This is a genomic window from Pseudoalteromonas sp. NEC-BIFX-2020_015 (genome assembly GCF_012952265.1).
Lineage (GTDB): Bacteria > Pseudomonadota > Gammaproteobacteria > Enterobacterales > Alteromonadaceae > Pseudoalteromonas > Pseudoalteromonas neustonica.
Genome location: NZ_JABCJL010000045.1, coordinates 1 through 24,282 on the forward strand (window position 1 = coordinate 1; position 24,282 = coordinate 24,282).

The window sequence follows — 24,282 nt, forward strand, 5'->3', positions numbered from 1 at the left end:
CTCAATCTGTACGAGTGCCCACACAGATGATTGCTTTATATTGTTAAAGAACGTTGCGATTAAAGTTAAACTTTATCTCGCTAGGGCTGCGCATATTACGCTTTCCTATTTTTTTGTCAACACTTAAATTTAAACTTTATAAAAATTTAAACTCAAGTTTTACTCGACTCACTGATTAACTCTTGCCCCGCTAAGCGTTGCTGTCTGCCGTCTCAGTGGGGTCGCATTATAGGGCGCGGCTGATTTTACGCAAGCGTTATTATCACTAATCTTGCTTTTATTTCACTTTCATAAGATACACAAAAGAAACTGACATGTTACCCACAAACACCTGTGCATAACATGCTCTGTAAAACGATGAAATCGTAATAATCACAATATTCGTTATCCTGAAACATTGATTTATTATTCTATTTTTAAAATCAAACACAGCTAACAATATAAAATATCAACCTCAGTAAACAGATAATAATACTCCAGCGATTACTATTATTGGTTTTGGAAACTAGCTAGACCCAGCTCCTCTGATTCGTAACGTGTCCCGGTTAACTTTATCAACCAAACACTATCGATAAAAGTACGGCTAAAATATACAGTTTGACCATTAGGAATGTTAGGCATAAAAGACGTTATTGATTGCCATTGGCCATCTGTTTTATCTTTTAACTTCATCGCCGCATTAAAAAACGATCCATCTTCGTTTGCCTTTACCTCAAGTGCTGTTAATTGTTTTTCATCTCCTATTTCTATTAATGCACTCTCATTTAATAAGGCTAATAGCACTGGTTGGTGAATTGGAGCCAATGATTTTAGTTTTTTAGCAATTTTACTATCAATTGTTATCTCATTTTTCAATTTATAAATATCGGCTTTAACTGCAAAAACAGGTTCGGCATTAGTTTGATAACTAACCAATAATAAAGCCATGGAGCTAAGTAATAAATAGACGTGTTTTTTCATAATAAAATATATCCTTTCGTTAGTTTGATAATGCTAGCATAATTTAAAACGGCCCATAAAAAACGCTAATCCATTAATATTCATAATATTCTTTTATTCATTTACATGAATATAATCATAAGCTCTATCTCTGGATTAGCTAATTGGTGATAATAATACGGCAACAATTAAGGAGAGAGTAATAAGTATGCAATCACTAGGAATAGAATTAAAACGTCTTCGAACAAACAAAAAATGGACTCAAGCATTTGCTGCTCGGGAAATAGGCATCCAACAATCTTATTTATCAAAACTAGAGAATGGTCAATTCATTCCCTCTCCTGAAGTGATCGAAAAGTTAAAATTGTGCTACGACGAAGTGTGTTTTAATAACTATTTACCTACAACACCACCAACAAACGTGCCGCTGAAAAAACTGCCCATATTAAGTTTTGTGCTGTTTATAATTGGTCTTATAGTTTGGCTATGTGCAACGTATGAAATTTTTTATTCTGAAACCTACTTTACTTATCAGGCAAAACAAGGTGAATTTTTAGCGTTTAATGTTAGTCAGCAATATCAAGGCGAACGCTTTATTGAAGGTGATGTTACTTACCATATTGTCGGCGAAAGACAAGTTAGCAGGATCGAAAACCGCTTTCTAATTGTAGGTTCTGTAGTGTGTATTTTACTATCTATAGTTGCAGGTGTATTTTCACAAAGGTATAAGTTTCGTAAATTATAAACCCGATATTTAGTTGTTACTTAATTCTAAGAATATTATTTCAGCGCATTTATGACGCTCTTTTCTCCTCGGGTTTCTCAATACTCAACCCAAGCTACGGCGCTAACATTCACTGCGAGCAACTGAAAGCTGACAACTTACCGCTTATGGCTTCTTTAAAAACAAAAAACCCCGGCTAATGCCGAGGCTTTTATAAAACAGACTTAATTAAAAATTAAGCTTGTTTAGGACTAGAAATAACGTCTACTAATGTCCAAGACTTAGTCTTAGAAATTGGAGCGCATTCACGGATAGAAACAACGTCACCCGCTTTTGCTGTGTTATTTTCGTCATGTACGTGTAATTTAGTCGTACGTTTGATGAATTTCCCATAAATTGGGTGCTTCACGTAACGTGCGATAGCGATAGTGAAAGATTTTTCCATCTTGTCGCTGATTACAGTGCCTTGAAGAGTACGGATTTTATCGCTCATTATTGACCTGCCTTCTGGTTAATAATTGTTTTTACACGCGCGATATCGCGACGTACTGTTCTTAGCGTATGTGTCTGAGCTAACTGACCAGTGCTTGCTTGCATGCGCATATTAAATTGCTCACGAAGAAGTCCTAGAAGTTCAGCATTAAGCTCTTCTACGCTTTTGTCTTTTAGTTCGCTTGCTTTCATCACATTACCGTCCGAGTTACGAAAGTTGTTTTGAATGGCAGTTTACGAGCAGCAAGGTTGAATGCTTCACGAGCAAGCTCTTCAGAAACACCTTCCATTTCGTAAAGTACTTTACCAGGCTGAATTTCAGCAACCCAATATTCAACAGAACCTTTACCTTTACCCATACGGACTTCAAGCGGTTTGTTTGTAATAGGCTTATCAGGGAACACACGGATCCAGATTTTACCTTGACGCTTTACGTGACGTGTCATGGCACGACGAGCTGCTTCGATTTGACGAGCAGTCATGCGGCCACGGCCAGTAGCTTTCAAACCGAAAGTACCGAAGCTTACTTTGTTACCGTTTTGCGCAAGACCACGGTTGCGGCCTTTATGCGTTTTACGGAATTTTGTACGTTTTGGCTGTAACATTACTCGCTACCTCTACTTAGCACTTTTCTTGGCTTTCTTTGGTGCGCGTTTAGCTGGCTTCTCTTGCTCTTGTACTAGTGGTAAACCACCAATAACTTCGCCTTTGAAGATCCAAACTTTAACACCAATGATACCATAAGTGGTTAAGGCTTCAGAAGTTGCGTAGTCGATATCAGCACGAAGAGTATGTAGAGGTACACGACCTTCACGATACCATTCTGAACGTGCGATTTCTGCGCCGCCAAGACGACCGCTAACTTCAACTTTGATTCCTTTTGAACCAATGCGCATTGCATTTTGTACCGAACGCTTCATAGCGCGACGGAACATAACACGACGCTCTAGTTGAGAGGCAATGCCATCTGCAACTAACTGTGCATCTAGTTCTGGTTTACGTACTTCAGAGATATTGATCTGAGCAGGTACACCAGCAATCTTAGTTACCGCTTGACGTAATTTTTCTACGTCTTCGCCTTTTTTACCGATAACAACACCCGGACGAGCCGTGTGAATTGTTACGCGGATTGATTTTGCTGGACGCTCAATAACGATTTTAGACACAGAAGCCGCTTTCAATTCCTTAGTAAGGAATGTACGTACTTTGTGATCGCCAAAAAGCTGTGCAGAGAAATCTTTTGAACTCGCGTACCAGGTAGAAACCCAAGGTTTAGATATACCTAGGCGAATACCAGTAGGATGAACTTTTTGTCCCATTACTTATACTCCTAGCTATCTGAAACCACAACAGTGATGTGGCTTGTACGCTTAAGGATGCGGTCAGCGCGTCCTTTAGCACGTGGCATAATACGTTTCATTGTAGGACCATCGTCCACAAAGATCGTTGTTACACGTAGCTCATCAATGTCAGCACCTTCGTTATGCTCTGCGTTAGCAATAGCAGACTCAAGTACTTTCTTAACTAATACAGCCGCTTTTTTAGGGCTGTACGCCAGGATTTCTAGTGCGCGATCGACAGGTAACCCGCGGATCTGATCTGCAACTAGACGTGCTTTTTGCGCCGAACCAGAGGCGAATTTATGTTTAGCTAATGCTTGCATTTATCATTCCCCTCTTAACGTTTCTTCGCTTTCTTATCCGCAGCATGGCCACGGTAAGTGCGAGTTGGTGCAAATTCACCTAGTTTGTGACCGATCATTTCGTCAGAAACGAAAACTGGTACATGCTGGCGACCATTATGGACAGCAATGGTCAATCCGATCATGTTAGGTATGATCATTGAACGACGGCTCCAAGTTTTAATTGGCTTCTTTTCACCGCTTTCCAAAGCTTTCTCTACCTTCTTCAGCAAGTGTAGGTCTATAAAAGGACCCTTCTTGAGAGAGCGTGGCATGGCTATTCCTCAATATTACTTAGTACGACGACGTACTATAAATTTATCCGTACGCTTGTTCTTACGCGTCTTAGCACCTTTAGTCGGCTTACCCCATGGAGACACAGGATGACGACCACCAGATGTACGACCTTCACCACCACCGTGTGGGTGATCAACCGGGTTCATGGCAACACCACGAACTGTCGGACGAATACCACGCCAGCGATTTGCACCTGCTTTACCAAGTGAACGAAGCATATGCTCAGCATTGCCTACTTCACCTAGTGTCGCACGACAATCAGATTCAACTTTACGAACTTCGCCTGAACGAAGACGTAATGTTACATATTGACCATCACGAGCAAGGATTTGAACGTATGCACCAGCAGAACGTGCGATTTGAGCACCTTTACCTGGTTTTAATTCTACGTTGTGAACAGTCGAACCTACAGGCATATTGCGCATAGGTAATGCATTACCAGGCTTGATTGGTGCATCAACACCAGACTGGATTGCATCACCAGCTTTTAAGCCTTTTGGTGCGATAATGTAACGACGCTCACCGTCTGCATATAATACAAGAGCGATGTTTGCGCTACGATTTGGATCATATTCTAAACGCTCAACAGTGGCTGGAATGCCATCTTTAGTACGTTTAAAATCGATTAAACGGTAATGCTGCTTATGACCACCACCGATATGACGAACCGTAATACGACCATTGTTATTACGACCACCTGATTTAGAGTTTTTCTCTAAAAGTGGTGCGTATGGCTTACCCTTATGTAGATCAGAGTTAACCACTTTAACTAGGTGACGACGGCCCGCAGAAGTAGGCTTACACTTTTGAAGTGCCATAATTCTAACTCCCCTTATTACTCGGCGCCGCCGACAAAGTCTAGTTCGCTGCCTTCTTTAAGAGTAACGTAAGCTTTTTTCCAGTCGCTACGACGACCGAAACGTGCGCCAGTACGTTTTGTTTTACCCTTAACGTTAAGTGTGCGAACACCAGTTACTTCCACTTCAAAAAGCTTTTCAACAGCAGCTTTAACTTCAGCTTTAGTTGCGTCATTTACTACTTTAAAAACAATCGTGTTGTTTTCTTCAGCAGCAATGGTGCTTTTTTCAGAGATATGTGGAGCAAGGATCACTTTTAAAAGACGTTCTTCACGGATCATGCTAGCGTCTCCTCAAGTTGCTTAACAGCAGCAGCTGTAATAAGTACCTTGTCGAAAGCAATTAAGCTTACAGGGTCGATACCAGCTACATCACGCGTGTCAACCTTGTACAGGTTACGTGCCGATAAAAATAGATTCTCATCTACTTCTTCAGTTACGATTAGAACATCTTTAAGCTCAAGTTCTTTAAGCTTAGCAACTAGTTCTTTAGTTTTAGGTGCTGCTAGAGCAAAACTTTCAACAACGATTAAACGCTCTTGACGAACTAATTCAGATAAAATGCTTTTGATCGCACCGCGGTACATTTTACGGTTTACTTTTTGGCTGTGGTCTTGTGGTTTAGCTGCAAAGCTAACGCCACCTGAACGCCAAATTGGACTACGGATTGTACCAGCACGTGCACGGCCAGTACCTTTTTGAGCCCATGGTTTTTTACCACCACCGCTTACTTCAGAACGTGTCTTCTGAGCACGAGTACCTTGACGAGCGCCTGCTGCGTATGCAACAACTACTTGATGTACTAATGCTTCGTTAAACTCACGTCCAAAAGTAGCTTCAGAAACTTCAAGACCGCCAGAAGCGTCTTTAATTGCTAATTCCATCACTAAATCTCCAGGACTTATGCTTTAACAGCAGGTTTAACGATAACGTCACCGCCGATAGCTCCAGGTACTGCACCCTTAACTAAAAGCAAGTTACGCTCAGCGTCAACGCGTACTAGTTCTAAGTTTTGAGTCGTTACACGCTCAGCACCCATATGACCGGCCATTTTCTTACCTTTAAACACCTTACCAGGTGATTGGTTTTGACCGATTGAACCAGGAGCACGGTGAGATAGAGAGTTACCATGTGTAGCGTCTTGCATGCTGAAATTCCAGCGCTTAACACCACCTTGGAAACCTTTACCTTTAGAAGTACCGGTTACGTCAACCTTGTTGATTTCGTTGAATAATTCAACAGTAAGCTCAGCGCCTACTTCAAAATCGCCTTCACCACCGTTAAGGCGGAATTCCCACAGACCGCGACCCGCTTCAACACCAGCTTTAGCGAAGTGACCCGCTGTTGCTTTGTTTACACGGCTTGCTTTTTTAGTGCCTGCGGTTACTTGAAGCGCGTTATAACCGTCTGTTGCGTCAGATTTGATCTGAGCAATGCGGTTAGGTGTCGCTTCAATAACTGTCACAGGGATAGATACACCATCTTCAGTGAAGATACGTGTCATACCCACTTTACGACCGACTAGACCTAATGCCATTTTCCTAAAACCTCTCTAATCTTTCGATTAACCCAGGCTGATTTGAACATCAACACCAGCAGCAAGATCTAAACGCATAAGTGCGTCAACAGTCTTGTCAGTTGGTTCTACGATGTCGATCAGACGTTTATGGGTGCGGATCTCGTACTGATCACGCGCGTCTTTATTAACGTGCGGTGATGTAAGTACAGTAAAACGTTCAAAGCGTGTAGGTAGTGGAATTGGACCACGTACTTGTGCGCCAGTGCGTTTCGCAGTTTCCACGATTTCCGCCGTTGATTGGTCAATCAAACGGTGGTCAAAAGCTTTTAGGCGAATACGAATGCGTTGATTTGACATTCTTAAACCTCAATATAAAGAGCATTTAAAAGAGCATAAAAAAACGACCGAAACAATCTTAAAAACATAAGATGCCGGTTGTTGATTTATATCTACGTTGAGTTCCAAATCGGAACTCCTGTTTTATTAGCTTGAAATCCAAGCTTAATGTTCCTTTCAAGTTCCCGGGGGAATTTTGAAAGCCTGCGTATTATAGTGATATTGGTGATAAATGCAACAACTATTTCAATCAACCCGAATGACTGTAATTTATACTGTAAAAAAGGGCCTGTCATCGTGTCGTCATTACTGTGGATTTACTATAGTGAGATCATGCATAGTATGAATGATAATGGTCAGTCCAGTTTTTAATTGTTATTATTCCCCCTTGTTTGCTTTTATCTCTTAATCCTTAACCTTGGTGAGTTGATGCGTATTTTTAATTATTGTTTGAACTTTATCTCAATGGTGACCAACCGCCTGCTTGTAAAAAGTAAAGTGCTGCCAGAGAGCCCTATTGAACAATATGCCCTTAACCCGGCTTATCCCACTTTTTATATCGTTAAACTCAATGCTCGATCTGATTTAGCTGCACTCGCACGCGTATGTAAAAAGCATGGCTTACCAAATCCGACCGAACAACAACTGCTTGGTAATGCCTCATTAGATCGCTTTATTGGCCTACAGAACCCACCACCACTGTTTGGTGACAAGGCAAAGCCTACTGACGCGTTAAATCAAGGTAAGCAAATCATTGAACAGTTAATCGCCAGTGGTGAAAAAAACGTACAAGTCATTCCGGTCACTATTTTATGGGGCCGCAATCCGGGTAAAGAAAAACCAGGTTTAGGTACACTCGTATCACACTCTTTAACGCCTAGCTGGTTTCGTAAATTTTTTGTTTTACTGTTCTCTGGCCGTGATAATTTTGTACGCTTTAGTCAGCCGTTAGATTTATCGCTATTAGTAAACGAAAAAGCCGATGTGGATGAGCTGCCACATAAATTATTGCGTGTAGCCCGCGTACATTTTCGTCGTCAAAAATTAGCGGCTACGGGCCCTAAAATGCCCTCACGCGAGCAATTATTTAATTCGCTATTAGCATCCCCCACTATTAAAAAAGCTATTAGCGATGAAGCAAAGAGTAAGAATATAAGCCAAGCACAGGCACGTCAAAACGCATTAAAACTACTGGATGAAATAGCCGCTAACTACAGTGACGCGACCATCCGCGTTGCTGAGAGGGCATTAACCTGGTTATGGAACAAGCTGTATAACGGTATCGAAATAAAATACACCGAGCAAATTCACGACCTGACCAATAAAGGCCATGAAATCATCTATATGCCGTGTCATCGCAGTCACATGGATTATCTACTGCTAACCTACTCTATTTATCATCTTGGTTTAGTACCGCCACATATTGCTGCGGGTATTAATTTAAACTTTTTTCCAGCAGGTGGAATTTTTCGTCGCTCAGGCGCCTTTTTTATTCGCCGTTCATTTGCGGGCAACAAACTTTATTCAGCGGTGTTTAAAGAGTATTTAAGCCAACTATTTATTAAAGGCTACTCTGTTAAGTTTTATACCGAAGGGGGGCGTAGCCGTACCGGGCGTTTACTGCCACCAAAAACCGGCATGTTGGCTATGACACTGCAAGCCATGCTTCGTGGTATTGATCGCCCAATTTCAATTGTGCCTGTGTACATTGGTTATGAACACGTTATGGAAATTAATACCTATCTTAAAGAGCTCGCCGGTGATGATAAAAAAGGTGAATCAATATTTGGGATTTTTAAAGCAATTAAAAACTTAAAAAACTACGGCCGTGGTTATTTAAATTTTGGCGACCCCATTTCGGTCAATCAATATTTAAATGACCAACAACCAGATTGGCGTGATTCTATTCATCCTACGGATGTACAAAAACCACAATGGCTTGGACCACAAGTAGCCACCTTAGCTGATAAAGTAATGGTTAACATTAATAATGCGGCCGCGCTTAACGCTGTTAATTTGCTTGCTATGATTTTATTAGTAAACGATAAGCAAGCCTTGAGTAAACCAAAACTGCTTGCACAACTTGATTTTTATCTGCACTTACAACGCAATGCTAGTTACAGCGCAAAAATCACCATTCCAGATGAGAGCCCGGAAGAGCTATTAACTCACGCCTTAAAGCTAAATAAATTTGATGTAATAAGCGATGAGTTTGGCGAGATCATCGCAATTAACGATAAAGAAAAAATCCTCTTTAACTACTATCGTAATAATATTTTGCATGTATTTTCTGTACCAAGTTTACTGGCGCTGCATATATTTAAAAGCCATAAAACCACCATTTCGCAGTGCCAAGCATTGATTAACTGCTTTTACCCTATGTTTGCTAAAGAATGGTTTTTGCACGCGCTTGATGAAAATTACATTACCCGAATTTTAGCCAGCTTTGTTGATCAAGACCTGATAGAGATTGAGGGCGACAATATCAAAATCACGAATAGTAATGACTGCTTAGCCAAGCTTGAAATACTTGGTCGTGCGCTGAGTTTAACTCTACAACGCTACGCCATTGTGATTGGCTTTATCCAAACGAGTAAAGGTATTGAACGCGCCGAACTTGAGCGTGAAAGCCAAGTACTCGCGCAGCGATTAGGTACATTGCACGGTATTAAAACTCCTGAGTTTTTTGACAAAAAAGTATTGGTAGGTTTTATTAGTAATTTGCGTGAACAAGGCTTAATTAGCGAAACGAGTAATGGCTTAGAAGGCAGCGCTGAATTATGTGAAGCCTATATGCACCTTAAGGCGTTACTGCCAGCACGGATCTGGCAGTCTATTAGTGATATTGTACTGAGCCAAGCACAACACTCAGCGCATGATTAGCGCTGACGCATGACCCCTTCTTGAATCGTTGAGGCAACTAAATTGCCTTGACGGTCAAAGAACTGCCCGCGAACCATGCCACGCCCAGAACTCGCACTTGGGCTATCAATAGTATATAAAATCCAATCGTCCATTCTAAACGGACGGTGAAACCACATTGCATGATCAATCGTTGCAACTTGCATATTTGGCTGCATAAACGATACGCCATGCGGCTGTAATGCAGTTGGTAAAAACTCAAAGTCAGACGCATACGCTAGTAAGTAATTATGAATGCGCTGATCATCTGGCATTTCACCATTGGCTTTAAACCAAATATGCTTAACGGGTTCCATTTCTTGTGGTTTGAACGGGTTATGAAATGTCACCGGACGCATCTCAATGGGCATTTCGCGGATAAACTTATTCCGAATTACCTCTGGTATATGCTCGGCGTTTTCTTGATAAAACTCTAATGATGAGCGCAGTTCTTCAGGTGCAGGTACGTCAGGCATAGTAGCTTGGTGAGATAAGCCTTCTTCAACAGCCTGAAACGACGCCGTCATATAAAAAATTGGCTTACCGTATTGAATGGCACTCACACGACGAGTACTAAAGCTTTTACCATCTCTAATGGTTTCAACATCGTACACTATCGGCTTTGCTGCATCGCCCGGGCGTAAAAAATAAGAATGCAATGAATGAACAATACGCCCTTCAGGTAAGGTCTCTTTAGCTGCTGAGAGCGCTTGCCCCATCACTTGACCACCAAATACCGCCCGAAAACCTAAATCTTGGCTTTGCCCACGATATAAGCCCTGCTCTATTTCTTCTAGCGTTAATAATGACAATAAATCATCTAAAACTTGGCTCATTTTTAATATCCTCAATCCCACAATAGTTAAATCATACTATACAATGACTCTAAGTAAATCTTTGTTAGGAAACCTTACTATGGCTTATTGGCTATTTAAAACCGAACCCGATGCTTTTTCAATTGATGATTTAAAGAGTGCACCCGCACAAACAACAGCCTGGGAAGGTGTACGTAATTATCAAGCTCGCAACTTTATGCGCGATGATGTAAAACTTGGCGACCTAGTGATGATCTATCATTCAAGCTGTAAGCAAGTAGGTGTAGCCGGTATTGCAACAGTGACCGCTGAGGCCTATCCAGACCCGTGCCAATTTGATTTAAGTAGTGATTATTATGACCCTAAATCAAGTAATGATAAGCCACGCTGGGTGGTCGTTGAGGTCAGCTATCAGCAGCACTTAAGTAAACTTGTTAGTCTTAAAGCGATTAAGAAAAATGATGCCATTACCGAAATAGCGCTAAAAAAAGGTGGTCGATTATCGGTAATGCCGGTCACCCAGGCTGATTGGGATGAGATAATGAAAATGGCGCAATAGCGCGCTAAGCAGTAAGCGTGGCCTTATCCCGCGCTTTTATTCACAATGACAACTGCCGGAATTAACCTTTCGCTTTTTTTCTAGCCCCTTTTTTCTTATGCCCATGTTTGGGCACGATGGCAAAATACATTATCAGTGCAAGCCATGAAAAGAAGATAATACCGATTAGCCAGCCGTTTTTTTCGTGGCCTTGAGTGCGTTTAGTATTGAGAACGATCACTACAGGTAGAATATAGGCACTCAATACTAAAATTAAAAACGCGACTTCATCCATTACTTAGCCAGCTCTTGCCAGTTAACTTCACTGCTTAATACGCGGTCAACAGCAATGTAATGCAAAATATCGCCACTATTCACAGGGTAAGCAAGCGGTGGATTTAAATCCATATTTTGTGCGCTTAAGTTATGTGCTACACCCAATAAAATAGCATCGTGATCGTGTTTAAAATGGTGAAAAAGTTTACCGAACTCCATGGTATTTAAATCTTTTGGTATCGTTAAGCTAAACTGTGTGTCGCCATGCAATGTAGATAGTAATTCTTCTTGCACACGACTAGACCCTGGATCTTGCATTGAACGCACTAATATTTCAGCTGATTTAGCACTACTACATTCAACATTACCGCAATGCTCTAACAACATTTCAATTTTACTCTCGTCATTAAAGTGTGCGCTGATATGGCAATCACCTTTGACTAGCTTGCTTATGCGCAGTGCGGTAGTAAATGTTTGATCGTCATCTTGACCATCAATAATAATTTTATCTGCCTGCTTGATAGCTACGCGTTCCAGTTGCTCGCAATCTGTAAAGCTTGTTAAACGTGCAAAATCAACATGAGCATTGGTTAAAAATGGGTGCTCCATAGGCTCTGTTACCGCAAGTAAAATACGTCGCTCAGTGCGTTTTTGGTCAGCCAAAATATAGTCAATCATTTTTTTTGTGCGCGTTGGGTGCCAGCCAAAAATAATAATATGGTTGTTGTAATGTGAAAAACTTTTATCACCTGTCATAGCGCGCCTAATTAAATAAGTAACTGTTTGCCCTGTTTTTCCTAACAGAACACCAAATAATGCCAACCCAAAAGGGATTTGTAATAGTGCAACAATCCAGCGACCTAGATCTGTACTCGCACTAAAGTCACCGTAACCCACGGTTGATGTAGTCACTATATAGTAATATACAAAGGTGCTTAAAGGACTTAATGCGGATTCTCCGGCAAGCACTAATAGCAACCAAATTAATGCCATATGCAATAATGTGGCAACAGCAACCGCCTGCCAACTTACCTGATCTATATGGCTTCTAACTAACAAAAAAAGTTGTTTAAATATAAAAGGCATGCCACCACTTGGTTAATCCGTTATCAATTACCCGATAAGTTACTGCAATGCTTTATTGAAGGCAATGTTTGTAATATTTAAGATTATTTTCTAGGATGCTTTTCTCAACTGGAACAGTGTAAGCTATACTTAAATTCGTTAACCATAAAGTCGAGCGTATTATGTCGGGTGTATTAGCTTCTGTAGATCAACGAACTCAATTAGTCGGAGAGAACCGTCTAGAGCTTTTACTGTTTTATTTACATAGTCGCCATTTGTTTGCACTCAATGTATTTAAGGTTAAAGAGGTGGTTAAATTGCCACATTTAAACATTATTCCCCATGCACACCCTAAAATTTCTGGTGTAGCGAATATTCGTGGTGAGTCAATCCCTGTTATCGATTTACGTAAAGCCATTTGTATGTCTGAGGCGCGTAATATAGAAGACTGCAATCTTGTAATTACTGAATATAACCGCACAGTGCAAGGGTTTTTAATTGGTAAGGTTGATCAAATCGTCAACATGACATGGTCAGATATCATGCCGCCGCCAAGCTCTGTAGGTAAAAATCACTATCTAACCGCACTAACAAAGATTATACGTGATGACCAAGAGCAATTAGTCGAAATCATTGATGTAGAAAAAGTACTCGCTGAAATTATTGAATATGAAGTTAAAATTTCTGATGACTTAGTTGATCAAAGTATCGTTAATGAGTTTGCTGGACGTAAAATTCTCCACGCTGATGATTCACCGACAGCACGCAAACAAGTCAGTGATACACTGTCGCAACTGGGTATTGAAATTATTCCTGCTAGTAACGGCCTTGAAGCGCTGAATATGCTTAAGAGCTGGGCTGATCGGGGTGATAATGTTGAGCAAGACTTATTAATGGTGATCACCGATGCTGAAATGCCCGCAATGGATGGATACCGACTAACGCATGAGATCCGTAATGATAAACGGTTGAAAAATTTATTTGTCGTTTTAAATACGTCTCTCAGTGGCAGTTTTAATCAGGCCATGGTTGAAAAAGTGGGCTGCAACTCATTTTTATCTAAATTCCAACCAGACTTATTAGTCGAAGAAGTGCAAAACCGTCTTAAAGTTGTGCTTGAGAAAAAAAGTTAGGCTATTTGCCAATTAACTACTTTCATGGTTAATTGGCACTCTCTATAAATAATAAAAATACTTCTATGCTCAATTCTGTTGCCAAACCGTTCACAAAATTAGTTGAGCGTTACCTCCCCGATCCATTCGTGTTTGTGATTTTATTAACCCTGGTTACTTTTGCCCTTGCCTGTATTTTTACACCTTCAAGTAGCCTTGAAGTGCTTGATGCATGGGGAAGTGGGTTTTGGAACTTACTAAAGTTTGCCATGCAAATGCTACTGGTGCTGCTAGCGGGTTATATGCTTGCAAGTACTGCTGTTATTAATTCAATTCTAAATAAACTAGCCACGTATGCTAACAGCCCTGCCAAAGCGATTATTTTTGTTACTGTGGTGTCATTGTTTGCAAGCTGGCTTAATTGGGGATTTGGGTTAGTGATTGGCGCTTTGTTTGCCAAAGCCATTGCTCGACAAACAAAAGTGGACTATCGCTTACTCGTTGCCAGTGCTTATTCTGGTTTTATTGTATGGCATGGTGGTCTTGCAGGTTCAATTCCACTCACTATTGCTACTACTGGTCATTTTTCAGAGCAAAGTATTGGGGTCATTAGTACTGGAGATACATTATTTTCAGGGTTTAATATTGCCATCGTCATCGGTTTATTTATCATTATGCCGTTGGTTAATCGCTATATGTTACCTTGTGATAAAGACAGTGTGTATGTCGATCAAGCTAGCCTTAGCGAACCAATACCTAAAAAATTAGACTTACTTCGCCCTGCAGATCATATTGAACACAGTCGCTTATTAGGTATGAGTATTGGCATTATGGGGTTAGCATATTTAGTTTATTATTTTGCCCTTAATGCCGGTTCACTTAATCTAAACAGTGTGATTGCGCTGTTTTTATTTTCAGCCATATTACTACATCAAACGCCATATAATTTATTAACCAGCTTACAACAAGCAGTGCCCAGTGGCGCAGGTATTATTATCCAGTTCCCATTTTATGCAGGGATCATGGCGATTATGGTCGACACTGGATTAGCACAACAAATTTCACAAGGTTTTATTGCTATTGCCGATGCTGAATCACTGCCATTGTTGAGTTTTTTAAGTGCTGGCTTAGTAAATATATTTGTGCCATCAGGTGGCGGTCAATGGGCGGTACAAGCACCGATAGTGATACCCGCCGCACAAGCTTTAGGGGCTGATATGCCCCGGGTTGCAATGGCGGTAGCATGGGGAGATGCCTGGACTAACCTAATTCAGCCATTCTGGGCCTTGCCAGTGCTAGCAATTGCCGGCCTAAAAGCCAAAGACATCATGGGCTTTTGTTTAGTGCAATTGATTATAACCGGCGTGTTTATATCGTTGGTATTGAGTTTTTATTAGTGATGGCATTATCAATAGGCGCCTGCATGATCAGTCCTATTGATAATGTTTGATTTTAACTCGATAAAATCTTCATCGGTAAGCTTAATATCGCGTTTTCTGAATCAGCAAAGTGCATCATTACCGCGACGTGTCCTGCAACGACGAGTGCATACATTACTGCTGAAAAGCCTTGGCCATATTTATCTAGCGGTACTAGGTGTGAGAAGTGACGACCGCGCCATTCAAAGGCAATTTCCAGTGCACCGATAAATAAGAAAAACACGAGTAACATTAAGCCAAAGGTATAGCTTATCCACAATCCAAATAACACTCCTAAAATACATATACTCAAACCTACCCATGAGCGCATTGAAAAGCTTATGCTTTTTAGCACATGACCACCGTCTAGCGGTAAAATAGGCAATAAGTTGAATAAATTAAGTAATGCACTAAGTACTGCGACTCCAGCGAATATTTCCATCTCTGTGGCGTAATAAAGCACAACACCTAAAACAGATGTGATCAAACCAAACGCAGGGCCCATAAGTGATATCACTACATCTTGCCAGCGGGTGGTAATTTTATCATCAGAGACGGCCAGCCCCCCGACAAATGGAATCAAGTAAATCCCTTTGGTTTTAATACCAAAATACTGCATAGCTCTAACATGACCGTATTCGTGGATCACCATGCACGCTATTAACATTAAAGCGAACTCAAACGTAAATAGCCAGGCATAACCTGCAACTGATGCGCCGGCTAGTGCTACTTTAACCACTTTTGCACTTTTAAAAATTTTAAAACCTAACGCAAACAGTCCAAATAAACCTTGCTTTGGTTTAGTTTTTTCCATTGGGGGAAGTGTCAATTGCTTTGCAAGTTCGCCGTCTATATACAATACCAAGCTGTTATCGAGCACTGCACTAGTATCTAAACCAATTACTTGGCCATTAGACTTAAATTCAAAATAACTTTCACGTGTATTATCAAACCCTATAGCTTGTTGCTCTTGAAATATTTGGACAATTTTTTGCCCTACTAAAACCAAACTATAATCTTGTTCAGCAAGGGTTAGTTGTATTCGAATCATCGTATTCACAGCCTTAAAAATATTACGTCAAGTATACCTATTTTTTTTCGACTATTCGGGTATTTATTTTAGTCGTTATGCTGACACCTAATACTTTATCTACTACTTTTAAATTATAAATAAGTTTTTTTTCAAGGAGTGAACATGACTAAAACAGCCCGCTGTATACTTGTTGTTGATGACTCAAAAGCAATTTTAGTCGTGATGCAAGCCATTTTAAATGAACTAGATGTTCCACATATAACTACATGTTTAGATGCCCAAGAAGCACTTGAAAAAGTAAAGAAATCACCATTACTGTATGATGCTGTTTTTACAGACCTCAACATGCCTAATATGGATGGTATGGAACTTATTCGCCACTTAGGTGATATTCATTACCCCGGCGCCATTGTTATTATTTCAGAAATGGCACCCAAAGTGATTGATTTAGCAGCCGACTTAGCCCGTAAAAGTAATGCTCATTTAATCGGTAATATTGCTAAACCCGTGCAATTAACACAAGTGCATCAGTTACTGCAAAAATTAGAACATTTAGCGTGTCATACCGAAAAACCTTCTGAGCCTATATCTGAACACCAACTCCTACACGCTATTAGTCATAATGAAATTACCCCGTTTTATCAACCAAAAGTAAGTAGGGCAACCAACAAGGTAGAAAGTATAGAAGTGCTCGCCCGTATCATAACCCCGCAAGGCACTGTATTTTTACCTGATCGCTTTATTTGCGTGGCCGAACATTTAGATTTAATTAATCTAATTACTTTTCAGCTTTTTGAAAAGGCAACCAATGACTTTATCGATATAAAGAAAAATCTAGGTTACAACCTAAAACTGGCATTTAACTTATCGCCATGCCAGCTAGAAGATTTAAGCTGCCCTGATAAATTGGCACTTATATTAAAACTTAACAACCTCAAGCCAAGTGAAATTATTTTAGAAATAACAGAACAACATGCTTTATGTAGCTCTGCTCAACTTGAAACATTAAACCGTTTGAGAATACGTGGGTTCGATATCTCTCTTGATGATTTTGGTGTTGGCTTTACCAACATAAATCAACTCAAAACACTCCCATTCACAGAAGTAAAAATAGATCGCACTTTAATAAGCCACATTGAAACAGATCAATTTTCACAGGTGATTGTTAGCAGCCTAGTTAACATTGCGACGCAAGGAGATCTCACTATCGTTGCCGAAGGTATAGAGCGCGTTGAAGAGCTTGAGTACCTAGACCGCTTTAAAGAACATATTTTAATGCAAGGCTTTCTAATTTGCCGCCCTAAAGGAAAAATAGAGCTTACCCGATGGGCCAAGTCTTGGTTGCATATGGTTAGTGCCAGTAAAACCAGACGCTAGTTGTCGCCTCGGCCATGCTTGTCTTCTTCACTTAGTAATTTATCATTACTGGCTAATCGTTGTTGCCAACGTTGTTTGGCAACCATTTGCATATTCACTGACTGATCATGCTCATCAATAATATCAAGACCCATTAAAGCTTCTATCATATCCTCAAGCGTCACTATCCCCTGCACATCTCCGTACTCATCAATAACAAGACAAATATGTGTACGTTCGGCTAATAGTGTATGTAATAAAGTCGGTACATAGAGGGTTTCTGGAACAGTGTAAATTGGTTTAACCAGCTTACTTATTTTGTATTCTTTATCTAGGCGATGATATGCCAACATAATGTCATTTTTATGCACAAAGCCAATAATGTCATCAGTGTTTTTATCGTAAACCAATACACGTGAAAAAGAAGCGGCTCCATGCTCTGCTAAGTACTGATCGACAGTTAAATCTTTATGTACCTTAAATAAAACCGTTCTCGGAGTTATTAACGAGTCAAGTTTGGTGTGTCTAAAATGCAATAAACTGCGGATAATCTCAGACTCTTCTTTGTGTAGTGCCCCTGATTCAGTGCCTATATCTGCCATAGCTTCAATTTCTTGACGAATATAAAAGGCTTCATCGTAATTGCGGCCAAGTATATTTGTTAATTTATCAGCAAACCAAACAAAAGGTTTTAATACAATAACCAAATACCTTAACGATGCGGTAACGATAGGCGTTAAAGCACGCCAATAATTTGCGCCAAGTGTTTTGGGAATAATTTCTGAAAGCACCAATACTAGCAATGTCATAATTGCAGATGCAATGCCTACTGCTGTATCTGAAAAAACCACGGCAGCTTGCGCGCCCACACCCGCAGCACCAGCAGTATGCGCTACCGTATTAAGGGTTAAGATAGCCGCTAACGGCTGATCAACATTTTTCTTTAGCTTTTCTAACTGTTTAGCTAACTTTGGTGTTTGTTTGCGCAGCACTGCCACATAACTAGGCGTTATGCTTAATAACACAGCCTCCATAATCGAGCATAAAAAAGAAATTGTAATCGCCGTTATCATGTAAACGATCAATAATGTCACTGTTATTCCTTAGCTATTTAATTAGATACACCCAGACTACAGAGTTTAGCGTTTCAAAGGTTTTAATATCAAAGTGTTACTTTGCAAGAGTAGCAATCTCTTTTAAAAAGTAGCAACGCAAAGAATAAGCCCCTGTAAAACGCCAAAACGGTTAATTAAAACCTGCATTTTGAGGTGGTTTGAGTATACACCTTAACAACTGTCAGTATTAACCTCAAACTTTCTACTAAAGGAAGATAAAATCCATCGCAGAGCGCTTTTTGGCGCCACTTTCACATGTTATATTAAATTAAATTACCCACTTCAGGCTCAACTATGAACCCTAGATCCATTTGGCTCGGTAAAAAACCAAGTCTTAAAACGACACTCGCCGTTTTAACGTTAAGTACTTTTAGCAGCTCACTATTTGCTGCACCTTTAAATAAAGCGGATATAAAATTTATTGGCCCTATTGCCGCTGATATGCAATTGAAACCATATCAAACAGAGCATCAAGATGCGATTATCAACAACCTTTTACCTAGCCTTCAACAACCAAAAAAAAGCATCACAGTCTTTGGTGAAAAACTAAAGTGGCAGTCGTTTGATAGCGTAAATGCATTAACATTAGGTGGCTTACAAGCATTAAAGCTAACCGCTAGCGCTGAACGCTTTACACAAGGCACTCTGACAATTAAAGGGATAGAAAAAGCACAGCTTTTCATCAATTCTGAGAAGCAAACTCCCACAAAAGATGTATATGAGCTGGCATTAAGCCAAGGCGATCATCAAATTGTAATAATCGCAGAGCAAGTTGCTAACTGGAATGATGTAGAATTTGATTTTACAGCGAAAACAGATACCCACACACTGACTTTTAGCAGTAAAGAACAACATGGCTTATCTGCTAAACAGTTATTTGATGCACCAACAGTAAGTGCATTATCGCTATCACCTGACGCCAAGCAGCACTTAGTGTCTACGCGGCACTACCAGGACAGCACCGGTAACACTGCAAACACGGTGACTGAACTAAAAGATGATGACAACCGAACAATTTACCGCTTTGAATCTGGCCAGCCTAGTAATGTAATTTGGAGCCCAGACAATAACTACATAGTGTATTTATTAGAGGGTAAATTAAAGCAGTTAAACCGTAAAACCCTAAGCCTAAGAGTGATCGCTGAAAATTTAGATGGCGCTGGCGGATTTTCGTACTTTGACAACACAAGCTTAATTTTCAACTGGTCAAAATCACCTACTGCAGATAGTAGCCTGACAAAACACTATAAAGGCTTACAAGATCGTTGGTCATATGCGCGTATTACATCACAAGTTTACTTATTAGATATTAATACTGGGCTAAGTAAAATATTAAGCCAAGGACCTCTAAGTCACAGCATTGAAGACTTTAATAGCAAACGCGGCACAGTATTACTTAGTCGCGGCACACAACCAATGCTTGCAACAACTCACCCAACCACAGAGCTAATCGAACTTAATATCGCCAACGGTAAAAGTGAAGTTATTGGCCTATTTAATATTTTTAACCAAGCCAAATACAGCAATAACGATATTTATGTTACTGCTGGGCCTGATTTTAAAGATGGCTTAGGTCGGAATTTACCTGAAGACATGCTCTCAAACAATTACGATGGGCAACTTTATTTATTAACCGATAATGGTAAAAAAGCATCTGCATTAAGCCGTAATTTTGATCCAGCAATTGGTCAACTTGAAGTACTAAATAATGGCGATGCAATCGTTAAAGTTACCGATCAAGATACTATCGCTTTGTATCTTTACGATAAAAGTAAACAGCGCTTTAACAAGTTAAAAACTGGCTTTGATGTAGTTGAGCAATTTAGTTACTCAAACAACCGTAGCCCTGCTATTTTAGTTAGCGGTTCTAACGCATCATCACCACAACAATTAAAACAACTGAGTATAAATAAAAATAAAGCAAAAACGCTTTGGGATTCTAAACCAGAAGGTTATGCCAATACTGATATTGCCAGCCTAGACGAATTTAATTTCACCAACGCTGAAGGTGTTGAAATTAAAGGCCGTGTTTACTTACCAACTGACCTTGATAAAAACAAACAGTACCCTGCTCTCGTTTATTATTATGGTGGCACCTCTCCAGTTACGCGTGGCTTTACTGGACGATACCCTTTTAATCTATGGGCAGAGCATGGTTATGTTGTATATGTAGTGCAACCGACAGGTGCAACTGGGTTCGGTCAAGAGTTTTCAGCTAAGCATGTGAATGCATGGGGGCAATATACTGCTGATGATATTATGCAAGGCACGCAAGCGTTGCTAAAACAATATCCATTTATTGATAAAAACCGATTAGGTAATTTAGGTGCCTCGTATGGTGGTTTTATGACTATGTTGTTAGCGACCAAAACAGATATGTTTAGCGCATCAATTGCCCATGCAGGTATCTCTAATATTACATCGTATTGGGGCCAAGGTTGGTGGGGGTATTTATATTCAGGTGAAGCATCTAAAAATAGCTACCCGTGGAATAATGCCACGCTTTATAGTGATCATAGCCCAGTATTTCATGCTGATAAAGTAACCACACCGTTATTACTTTTACATGGAGATTCTGACACCAATGTACCTGTAGGTGAAAGTCACAATATGTACACAGCTCTTAAGCTGCTTGGTAAAGATGTTGATCTTATTGAATACAAAGGCGCAGATCATCAAATATTCGCCCGTGATCAACGCTTTGATTGGTGGAGTACCAAACTTGCGTATTTTGACCAGCATCTAAAAAATGAACCACAGTGGTGGCAATATTTATATCCTAAAAAATAATTAACACTGTTTATGTTATCAACAGGTAAGGGTACCTCCCTTATCTGTTGATATTTACCAAACAATGACATAAATAGTACAGAAATACTCAAGATCGCCCTTCTCACCTTTTACTAATGAGTGCTAACATAGAGCTATCATTAAAGGTAACTAAGATACTATGGCCATTCATGTTTTATTGGTTGAAGATGACGAACTATTAGTTAAGCGCATACTCAACCATTTTAAAGAGACTGAATTTCACATCGAGAACGATGCAACAGGTGCTGATGCCTTAGCCATTGTGCAATCGCGTGTAAATAACAAAACAGCTATTTCTTTAGCGATTGTCGATATAGTATTACCAAAACGTGATGGTTTACACCTAACAAAAGAATTAAACACCCTTACTGATATTGGCGTGATCATGCTATCTAGCCGTGATTCTCAGGCCGACCGTATTGCAGGCCTAGCACAAGGCGCAGATGATTATATTTGCAAACCCGTTGATTTATTAGAGCTTGAACTACGTATGCGCGCTTTATATAAGCGCCTCAAAGGTAATAATCATCATGACGAAAGCGAAGAGTTTATCGAATATGCTGATTTTAAATTACACCCCGATAACCGCACACTAATCACTGCTAGTGGTATTGAATCTAGACTCACTGAGGCCGAACACAAAGTCCTTATTTGCTTAATTTCAAATGCTGGAAAAGCAACGTCTCGTGAAAAAATATCTGAAGAAATTGGCCAACCTGATTGGAGTCCAAACGACAGAACAGTGGATGTGCTAATTGGTCGCTTACGTAAAAAGCTCAGTGATGAAAAGGATCAAAAACGCATTGTGACCGTACGCGGCAAAGGCTACATGTTATCGATTTAATTATAATGTTGGTTGATTGATTGATTGTTATCAGGTAACCGTTTGCAAATTCCGTTTAACAGCGCAGTCAATTAGGTGATCCATAAATTTTGCTCCCCCCCACTTGACAGTATCCCAGCGCAATCCCTAGCTGATAAATACCTATATTCGTTCCTGTCACATAACTAATTGCTGTACTAGCTATCTTTGAATCGACTTCATGCACCCAACCATTTGGTTTAAAAGTTATTTATACTGTGTTATTAATTTTTAACAAAGGAACAACTATTATTTGCAATCTATGCCTTGCCTAAATCGCTTTTAACTCCAGCTGAGACTGCATTTTGAGGTGACTTGAGTATATTTGTAAAGCCGCGCTCATTTTTCAATCCTTATTAATTAATATAACACCCAACACAAGCAGCACAGCCCCAGCGACCTTTACCATAGATACTTCTTTGATAGGGCTATCAAATAAACCAAAATGACTAATAATTATCGCAATCACTATCTGACCTGTTAATGCATAACTCATCACATTGCCAACCCCATACTTTGGGATCAAGTAATACAAACTTGCAACGCCATAAGCACTAAACAACCCCGATAACCATAAAACCCAAGGGACTGCCCCCAAGCTATTTGGCATAAATTCAGCTTGTTCGCCACCCGAACCTTGCCCCTTATTTACCCAAACGTACGCAGTTAAAACAGCAATAATTAAAAAACTCGATAAAAATGCATAGCACGTTGCTAATAAGTTATTCTGTAAAACCTTACCTAACTGCGCATTCATTGCAGCTTGAAATGCAATTGCAGCTCCCGCAGAGAGCCCCATTACGCCTAGAATATTCATAGCCGAACAACCAGTTGATCTTGGCTCAAGCGGTATTTTGACCGTATAGCAGAGGCATCCTTAGGTGATCTAAATCCTATAGGACATAAAATAGCGGCGCTTAAACCTTGATCTGCCAACCCTAGAATACGGTCTATACCCGCAACATCAAAACCCGTCATTGGGCATGCATCTATATTATTTAATGCCGCAAAAGACAACAAGGTACCGAGCCCAATATAGCATTGCTGAGCAGCCCAAATTGCTTGCTGATTTTCAGTTTTTGAGAGCAAATCATCACTTATTTGCTGTTTATACAATGCTAAATCACTGACTGATTTACCTTGGCTATTTGCAAGATTACTAATAAAACAATCAATATCAGTGGAAGTCAGTCTTTTTTGATGAGCAAAAACAAGCAAGTGAGAGCTTTGGGCAACCTTAGCTTGCCCAAAGCTACTAGCTACACATTCTGTTCTTAATGCTGGATTTTTAACAATCAATAATTTGTATGGTTGGATACCATATGCGCTTGGTGCTAAACGCACACTTTCGATAAGCCCATGAATTTGTTTTTCACTTAACTGTGAATCTGAAAATTGATTAACGGCATAACGCCAATTTAACGCTTTAATGAACGACATATATTACTCCTGCTTTTATACCCCGCTAGGTATATGTCGTCACTTTATATCGATACGTTAAAGCAATCCTTTACATATGTTGAGAACATCAAGTTTATTTAATTTTCTTTTTTATTCGACTCAACTGGGTAGGTGTAATACCTAAGTAACTGGCAATATGAAATTGAGGTAATCTATGTAAGATCAATTCAAATTTATGTAAAAAATGAAGGTAACGTTCAGTTGCCTCTAGTTGTAAAAGGCTAATTTCTCTAGGCTCTTTCTCAATTAACCAATGTGCCTCAAGATAATGTATATGAAAAATCATTAAATCGGGGAATTTGAATAAAGCATCACGGTATTGTTGGTGGTTAATTTCTATAATCTCACTGTCTTCAAGTGCTTGAACCTCTAAGTCACTATTTTCATCCGTTAACAGTGAACTCATACTGCCCGGAAAACGCCCTTCTGAAAAAAAGTTTTTATTAAACTCGTCACCATTTTCACCGCGAACAAAAGCACGAAACAAACCCGTGTGGACAAACGCAAAACTATTAGGTTTTTCACCTAAAGAATAAAGAGTTTCACCTTGAATCGCCCCGTGTTTGCCAGAGACTCAATAACTTGAGAAACTGGAACTATGAAAAAATCAAATCGCTATACATCAGAATTTCGTGAACGTGCAATTAGGCTTGTTACTACACAACAACATGAATA

The 24,282-nt window shown here is 39.9% G+C and carries 28 protein-coding genes; 8 read left to right on the top strand and 20 right to left on the bottom strand.

Translation table 11 applies throughout. The annotated features are described in order from the left end of the window. Window positions 1–489: 489 nt before the first annotated feature. The gene (locus HH219_RS20725) at window positions 490–927 is read right to left on the bottom strand and encodes a hypothetical protein (protein WP_331458719.1); all 438 of its coding nucleotides are present in this window, start codon (window positions 925–927) and stop codon (window positions 490–492) included. Between the two features lie 220 nt (window positions 928–1,147). Here HH219_RS20725 and HH219_RS20730 point away from each other — a divergent pair, with 220 nt between their 5' ends. Beyond that, window positions 1,148–1,684: a helix-turn-helix transcriptional regulator gene (locus HH219_RS20730; protein ID WP_169328505.1), complete on the top strand. Its 537-nt coding sequence runs from the start codon at window positions 1,148–1,150 to the stop codon at window positions 1,682–1,684. Between the two features lie 214 nt (window positions 1,685–1,898). Here HH219_RS20730 and rpsQ read toward each other — a convergent pair whose 3' ends face one another. Genes rpsQ through rpsJ form a run of 11 tightly spaced genes read right to left on the bottom strand, consistent with a single transcriptional unit; the run spans window position 1,899 to window position 6,865 of the window. Next, entirely contained in the window at window positions 1,899–2,156 is a 258-nt protein-coding gene (rpsQ, locus tag HH219_RS20735; protein ID WP_054206131.1) for a 30S ribosomal protein S17, read from the bottom strand. Beyond that, on the bottom strand, window positions 2,156–2,347 hold the full coding sequence (rpmC, locus tag HH219_RS20740) for a 50S ribosomal protein L29 (RefSeq protein ID WP_054206130.1): 192 nt from the start codon (window positions 2,345–2,347) through the stop codon (window positions 2,156–2,158). The genes rpsQ and rpmC overlap by 1 nt, the downstream gene beginning before the upstream one ends. Next, window positions 2,347–2,760, bottom strand: a complete 414-nt coding sequence (gene rplP, locus HH219_RS20745) for a 50S ribosomal protein L16 (RefSeq protein WP_054206129.1) — start codon at window positions 2,758–2,760, stop codon at window positions 2,347–2,349. The genes rpmC and rplP overlap by 1 nt, the downstream gene beginning before the upstream one ends. A gap of 12 nt (window positions 2,761–2,772) precedes the next feature. After that, window positions 2,773–3,474 carry a 30S ribosomal protein S3 gene (gene rpsC / locus HH219_RS20750; RefSeq protein ID WP_054206128.1) on the bottom strand — a complete coding sequence of 234 codons (702 nt, stop codon included), beginning with the start codon at window positions 3,472–3,474 and terminating at the stop codon, window positions 2,773–2,775. Between the two features lie 11 nt (window positions 3,475–3,485). After that, window positions 3,486–3,818: a 50S ribosomal protein L22 gene (gene rplV, locus HH219_RS20755; protein WP_004588690.1), complete on the bottom strand. Its 333-nt coding sequence runs from the start codon at window positions 3,816–3,818 to the stop codon at window positions 3,486–3,488. A 14-nt stretch (window positions 3,819–3,832) separates the two neighbouring features. After that, window positions 3,833–4,111 (bottom strand): 30S ribosomal protein S19, encoded by a 279-nt coding sequence (gene rpsS / locus HH219_RS20760; RefSeq protein WP_004588689.1) that lies wholly within the window; start codon window positions 4,109–4,111, stop codon window positions 3,833–3,835. Between the two features lie 15 nt (window positions 4,112–4,126). Beyond that, the gene (gene rplB / locus HH219_RS20765; RefSeq protein ID WP_002957895.1) at window positions 4,127–4,951 is read right to left on the bottom strand and encodes a 50S ribosomal protein L2; all 825 of its coding nucleotides are present in this window, start codon (window positions 4,949–4,951) and stop codon (window positions 4,127–4,129) included. A gap of 17 nt (window positions 4,952–4,968) precedes the next feature. Then, the gene (rplW, locus tag HH219_RS20770) at window positions 4,969–5,271 is read right to left on the bottom strand and encodes a 50S ribosomal protein L23 (RefSeq protein WP_054206127.1); all 303 of its coding nucleotides are present in this window, start codon (window positions 5,269–5,271) and stop codon (window positions 4,969–4,971) included. Further along, a complete protein-coding gene (gene rplD / locus HH219_RS20775; protein ID WP_054206126.1) occupies window positions 5,268–5,873 on the bottom strand; it encodes a 50S ribosomal protein L4 in 606 nt (201 codons plus the stop codon). The genes rplW and rplD overlap by 4 nt, the downstream gene beginning before the upstream one ends. Before the next feature lie 17 nt (window positions 5,874–5,890). Further along, the gene (gene rplC / locus HH219_RS20780) at window positions 5,891–6,526 is read right to left on the bottom strand and encodes a 50S ribosomal protein L3 (protein WP_054206125.1); all 636 of its coding nucleotides are present in this window, start codon (window positions 6,524–6,526) and stop codon (window positions 5,891–5,893) included. A 27-nt stretch (window positions 6,527–6,553) separates the two neighbouring features. Then, a complete protein-coding gene (rpsJ, locus tag HH219_RS20785; protein ID WP_002957900.1) occupies window positions 6,554–6,865 on the bottom strand; it encodes a 30S ribosomal protein S10 in 312 nt (103 codons plus the stop codon). 408 nt (window positions 6,866–7,273) lie between these two features. On the opposite strand from rpsJ, the gene plsB reads away from it, so the two are divergent. Continuing rightward, window positions 7,274–9,727, top strand: coding sequence for a glycerol-3-phosphate 1-O-acyltransferase PlsB (gene plsB / locus HH219_RS20790; protein WP_169328506.1), 2,454 nt, complete (start codon window positions 7,274–7,276; stop codon window positions 9,725–9,727). Here the strand turns inward: plsB and tesB are convergent. Continuing rightward, the gene (tesB, locus tag HH219_RS20795) at window positions 9,724–10,581 is read right to left on the bottom strand and encodes an acyl-CoA thioesterase II (RefSeq protein WP_054206123.1); all 858 of its coding nucleotides are present in this window, start codon (window positions 10,579–10,581) and stop codon (window positions 9,724–9,726) included. The two genes, plsB and tesB, sit on opposite strands and share 4 nt — an antisense overlap. Before the next feature lie 79 nt (window positions 10,582–10,660). Between tesB and HH219_RS20800 the strand changes: the two genes are divergently transcribed. After that, a complete protein-coding gene (locus HH219_RS20800) occupies window positions 10,661–11,119 on the top strand; it encodes an EVE domain-containing protein (RefSeq protein WP_169328507.1) in 459 nt (152 codons plus the stop codon). A gap of 61 nt (window positions 11,120–11,180) precedes the next feature. Here HH219_RS20800 and HH219_RS20805 read toward each other — a convergent pair whose 3' ends face one another. Both HH219_RS20805 and HH219_RS20810 read right to left on the bottom strand, forming a co-directional pair. Beyond that, window positions 11,181–11,393: a hypothetical protein gene (locus HH219_RS20805; RefSeq protein ID WP_054206121.1), complete on the bottom strand. Its 213-nt coding sequence runs from the start codon at window positions 11,391–11,393 to the stop codon at window positions 11,181–11,183. Continuing rightward, complete coding sequence (locus HH219_RS20810; protein ID WP_169328508.1) at window positions 11,393–12,460, bottom strand: potassium channel family protein; 1,068 nt, start codon at window positions 12,458–12,460, stop codon at window positions 11,393–11,395. The genes HH219_RS20805 and HH219_RS20810 overlap by 1 nt, the downstream gene beginning before the upstream one ends. Before the next feature lie 161 nt (window positions 12,461–12,621). Between HH219_RS20810 and HH219_RS20815 the strand changes: the two genes are divergently transcribed. Both HH219_RS20815 and HH219_RS20820 read left to right on the top strand, forming a co-directional pair. Further along, a complete protein-coding gene (locus HH219_RS20815; RefSeq protein WP_054206119.1) occupies window positions 12,622–13,572 on the top strand; it encodes a chemotaxis protein CheV in 951 nt (316 codons plus the stop codon). A gap of 65 nt (window positions 13,573–13,637) precedes the next feature. Next, on the top strand, window positions 13,638–14,948 hold the full coding sequence (locus HH219_RS20820) for a TIGR00366 family protein (RefSeq protein WP_169328509.1): 1,311 nt from the start codon (window positions 13,638–13,640) through the stop codon (window positions 14,946–14,948). A gap of 55 nt (window positions 14,949–15,003) precedes the next feature. On the opposite strand, the gene HH219_RS20825 is transcribed toward HH219_RS20820, so the two are convergent. Further along, window positions 15,004–16,020 (bottom strand): site-2 protease family protein, encoded by a 1,017-nt coding sequence (locus HH219_RS20825; protein WP_169328510.1) that lies wholly within the window; start codon window positions 16,018–16,020, stop codon window positions 15,004–15,006. A gap of 144 nt (window positions 16,021–16,164) precedes the next feature. On the opposite strand from HH219_RS20825, the gene HH219_RS20830 reads away from it, so the two are divergent. Next, entirely contained in the window at window positions 16,165–17,379 is a 1,215-nt protein-coding gene (locus HH219_RS20830) for an EAL domain-containing response regulator (RefSeq protein ID WP_054206115.1), read from the top strand. Here the strand turns inward: HH219_RS20830 and HH219_RS20835 are convergent. Next, window positions 17,376–18,452: a hemolysin family protein gene (locus HH219_RS20835; protein WP_054206114.1), complete on the bottom strand. Its 1,077-nt coding sequence runs from the start codon at window positions 18,450–18,452 to the stop codon at window positions 17,376–17,378. The genes HH219_RS20830 and HH219_RS20835 overlap by 4 nt on opposite strands. A 315-nt stretch (window positions 18,453–18,767) precedes the next feature. Between HH219_RS20835 and HH219_RS20840 the strand changes: the two genes are divergently transcribed. Together HH219_RS20840 and HH219_RS20845 are read left to right on the top strand one after the other, a co-directional pair. Next, window positions 18,768–21,263, top strand: coding sequence for a prolyl oligopeptidase family serine peptidase (locus tag HH219_RS20840; RefSeq protein WP_054455426.1), 2,496 nt, complete (start codon window positions 18,768–18,770; stop codon window positions 21,261–21,263). A 160-nt stretch (window positions 21,264–21,423) separates the two neighbouring features. Further along, a complete protein-coding gene (locus tag HH219_RS20845; RefSeq protein WP_054206112.1) occupies window positions 21,424–22,128 on the top strand; it encodes a response regulator transcription factor in 705 nt (234 codons plus the stop codon). Between the two features lie 364 nt (window positions 22,129–22,492). On the opposite strand, the gene HH219_RS20850 is transcribed toward HH219_RS20845, so the two are convergent. The 3 genes from HH219_RS20850 to HH219_RS20860 all read right to left on the bottom strand — a co-directional run bounded on the left by HH219_RS20850 (window position 22,493) and on the right by HH219_RS20860 (window position 24,160). Next, window positions 22,493–22,963 (bottom strand): DMT family transporter, encoded by a 471-nt coding sequence (locus HH219_RS20850; RefSeq protein WP_169328511.1) that lies wholly within the window; start codon window positions 22,961–22,963, stop codon window positions 22,493–22,495. Next, entirely contained in the window at window positions 22,960–23,586 is a 627-nt protein-coding gene (locus HH219_RS20855; protein WP_169328512.1) for a nitroreductase family protein, read from the bottom strand. The genes HH219_RS20850 and HH219_RS20855 overlap by 4 nt, the downstream gene beginning before the upstream one ends. Before the next feature lie 94 nt (window positions 23,587–23,680). After that, the gene (locus HH219_RS20860) at window positions 23,681–24,160 is read right to left on the bottom strand and encodes a Crp/Fnr family transcriptional regulator (RefSeq protein ID WP_169328513.1); all 480 of its coding nucleotides are present in this window, start codon (window positions 24,158–24,160) and stop codon (window positions 23,681–23,683) included. Window positions 24,161–24,282: the final 122 nt, after the last annotated feature.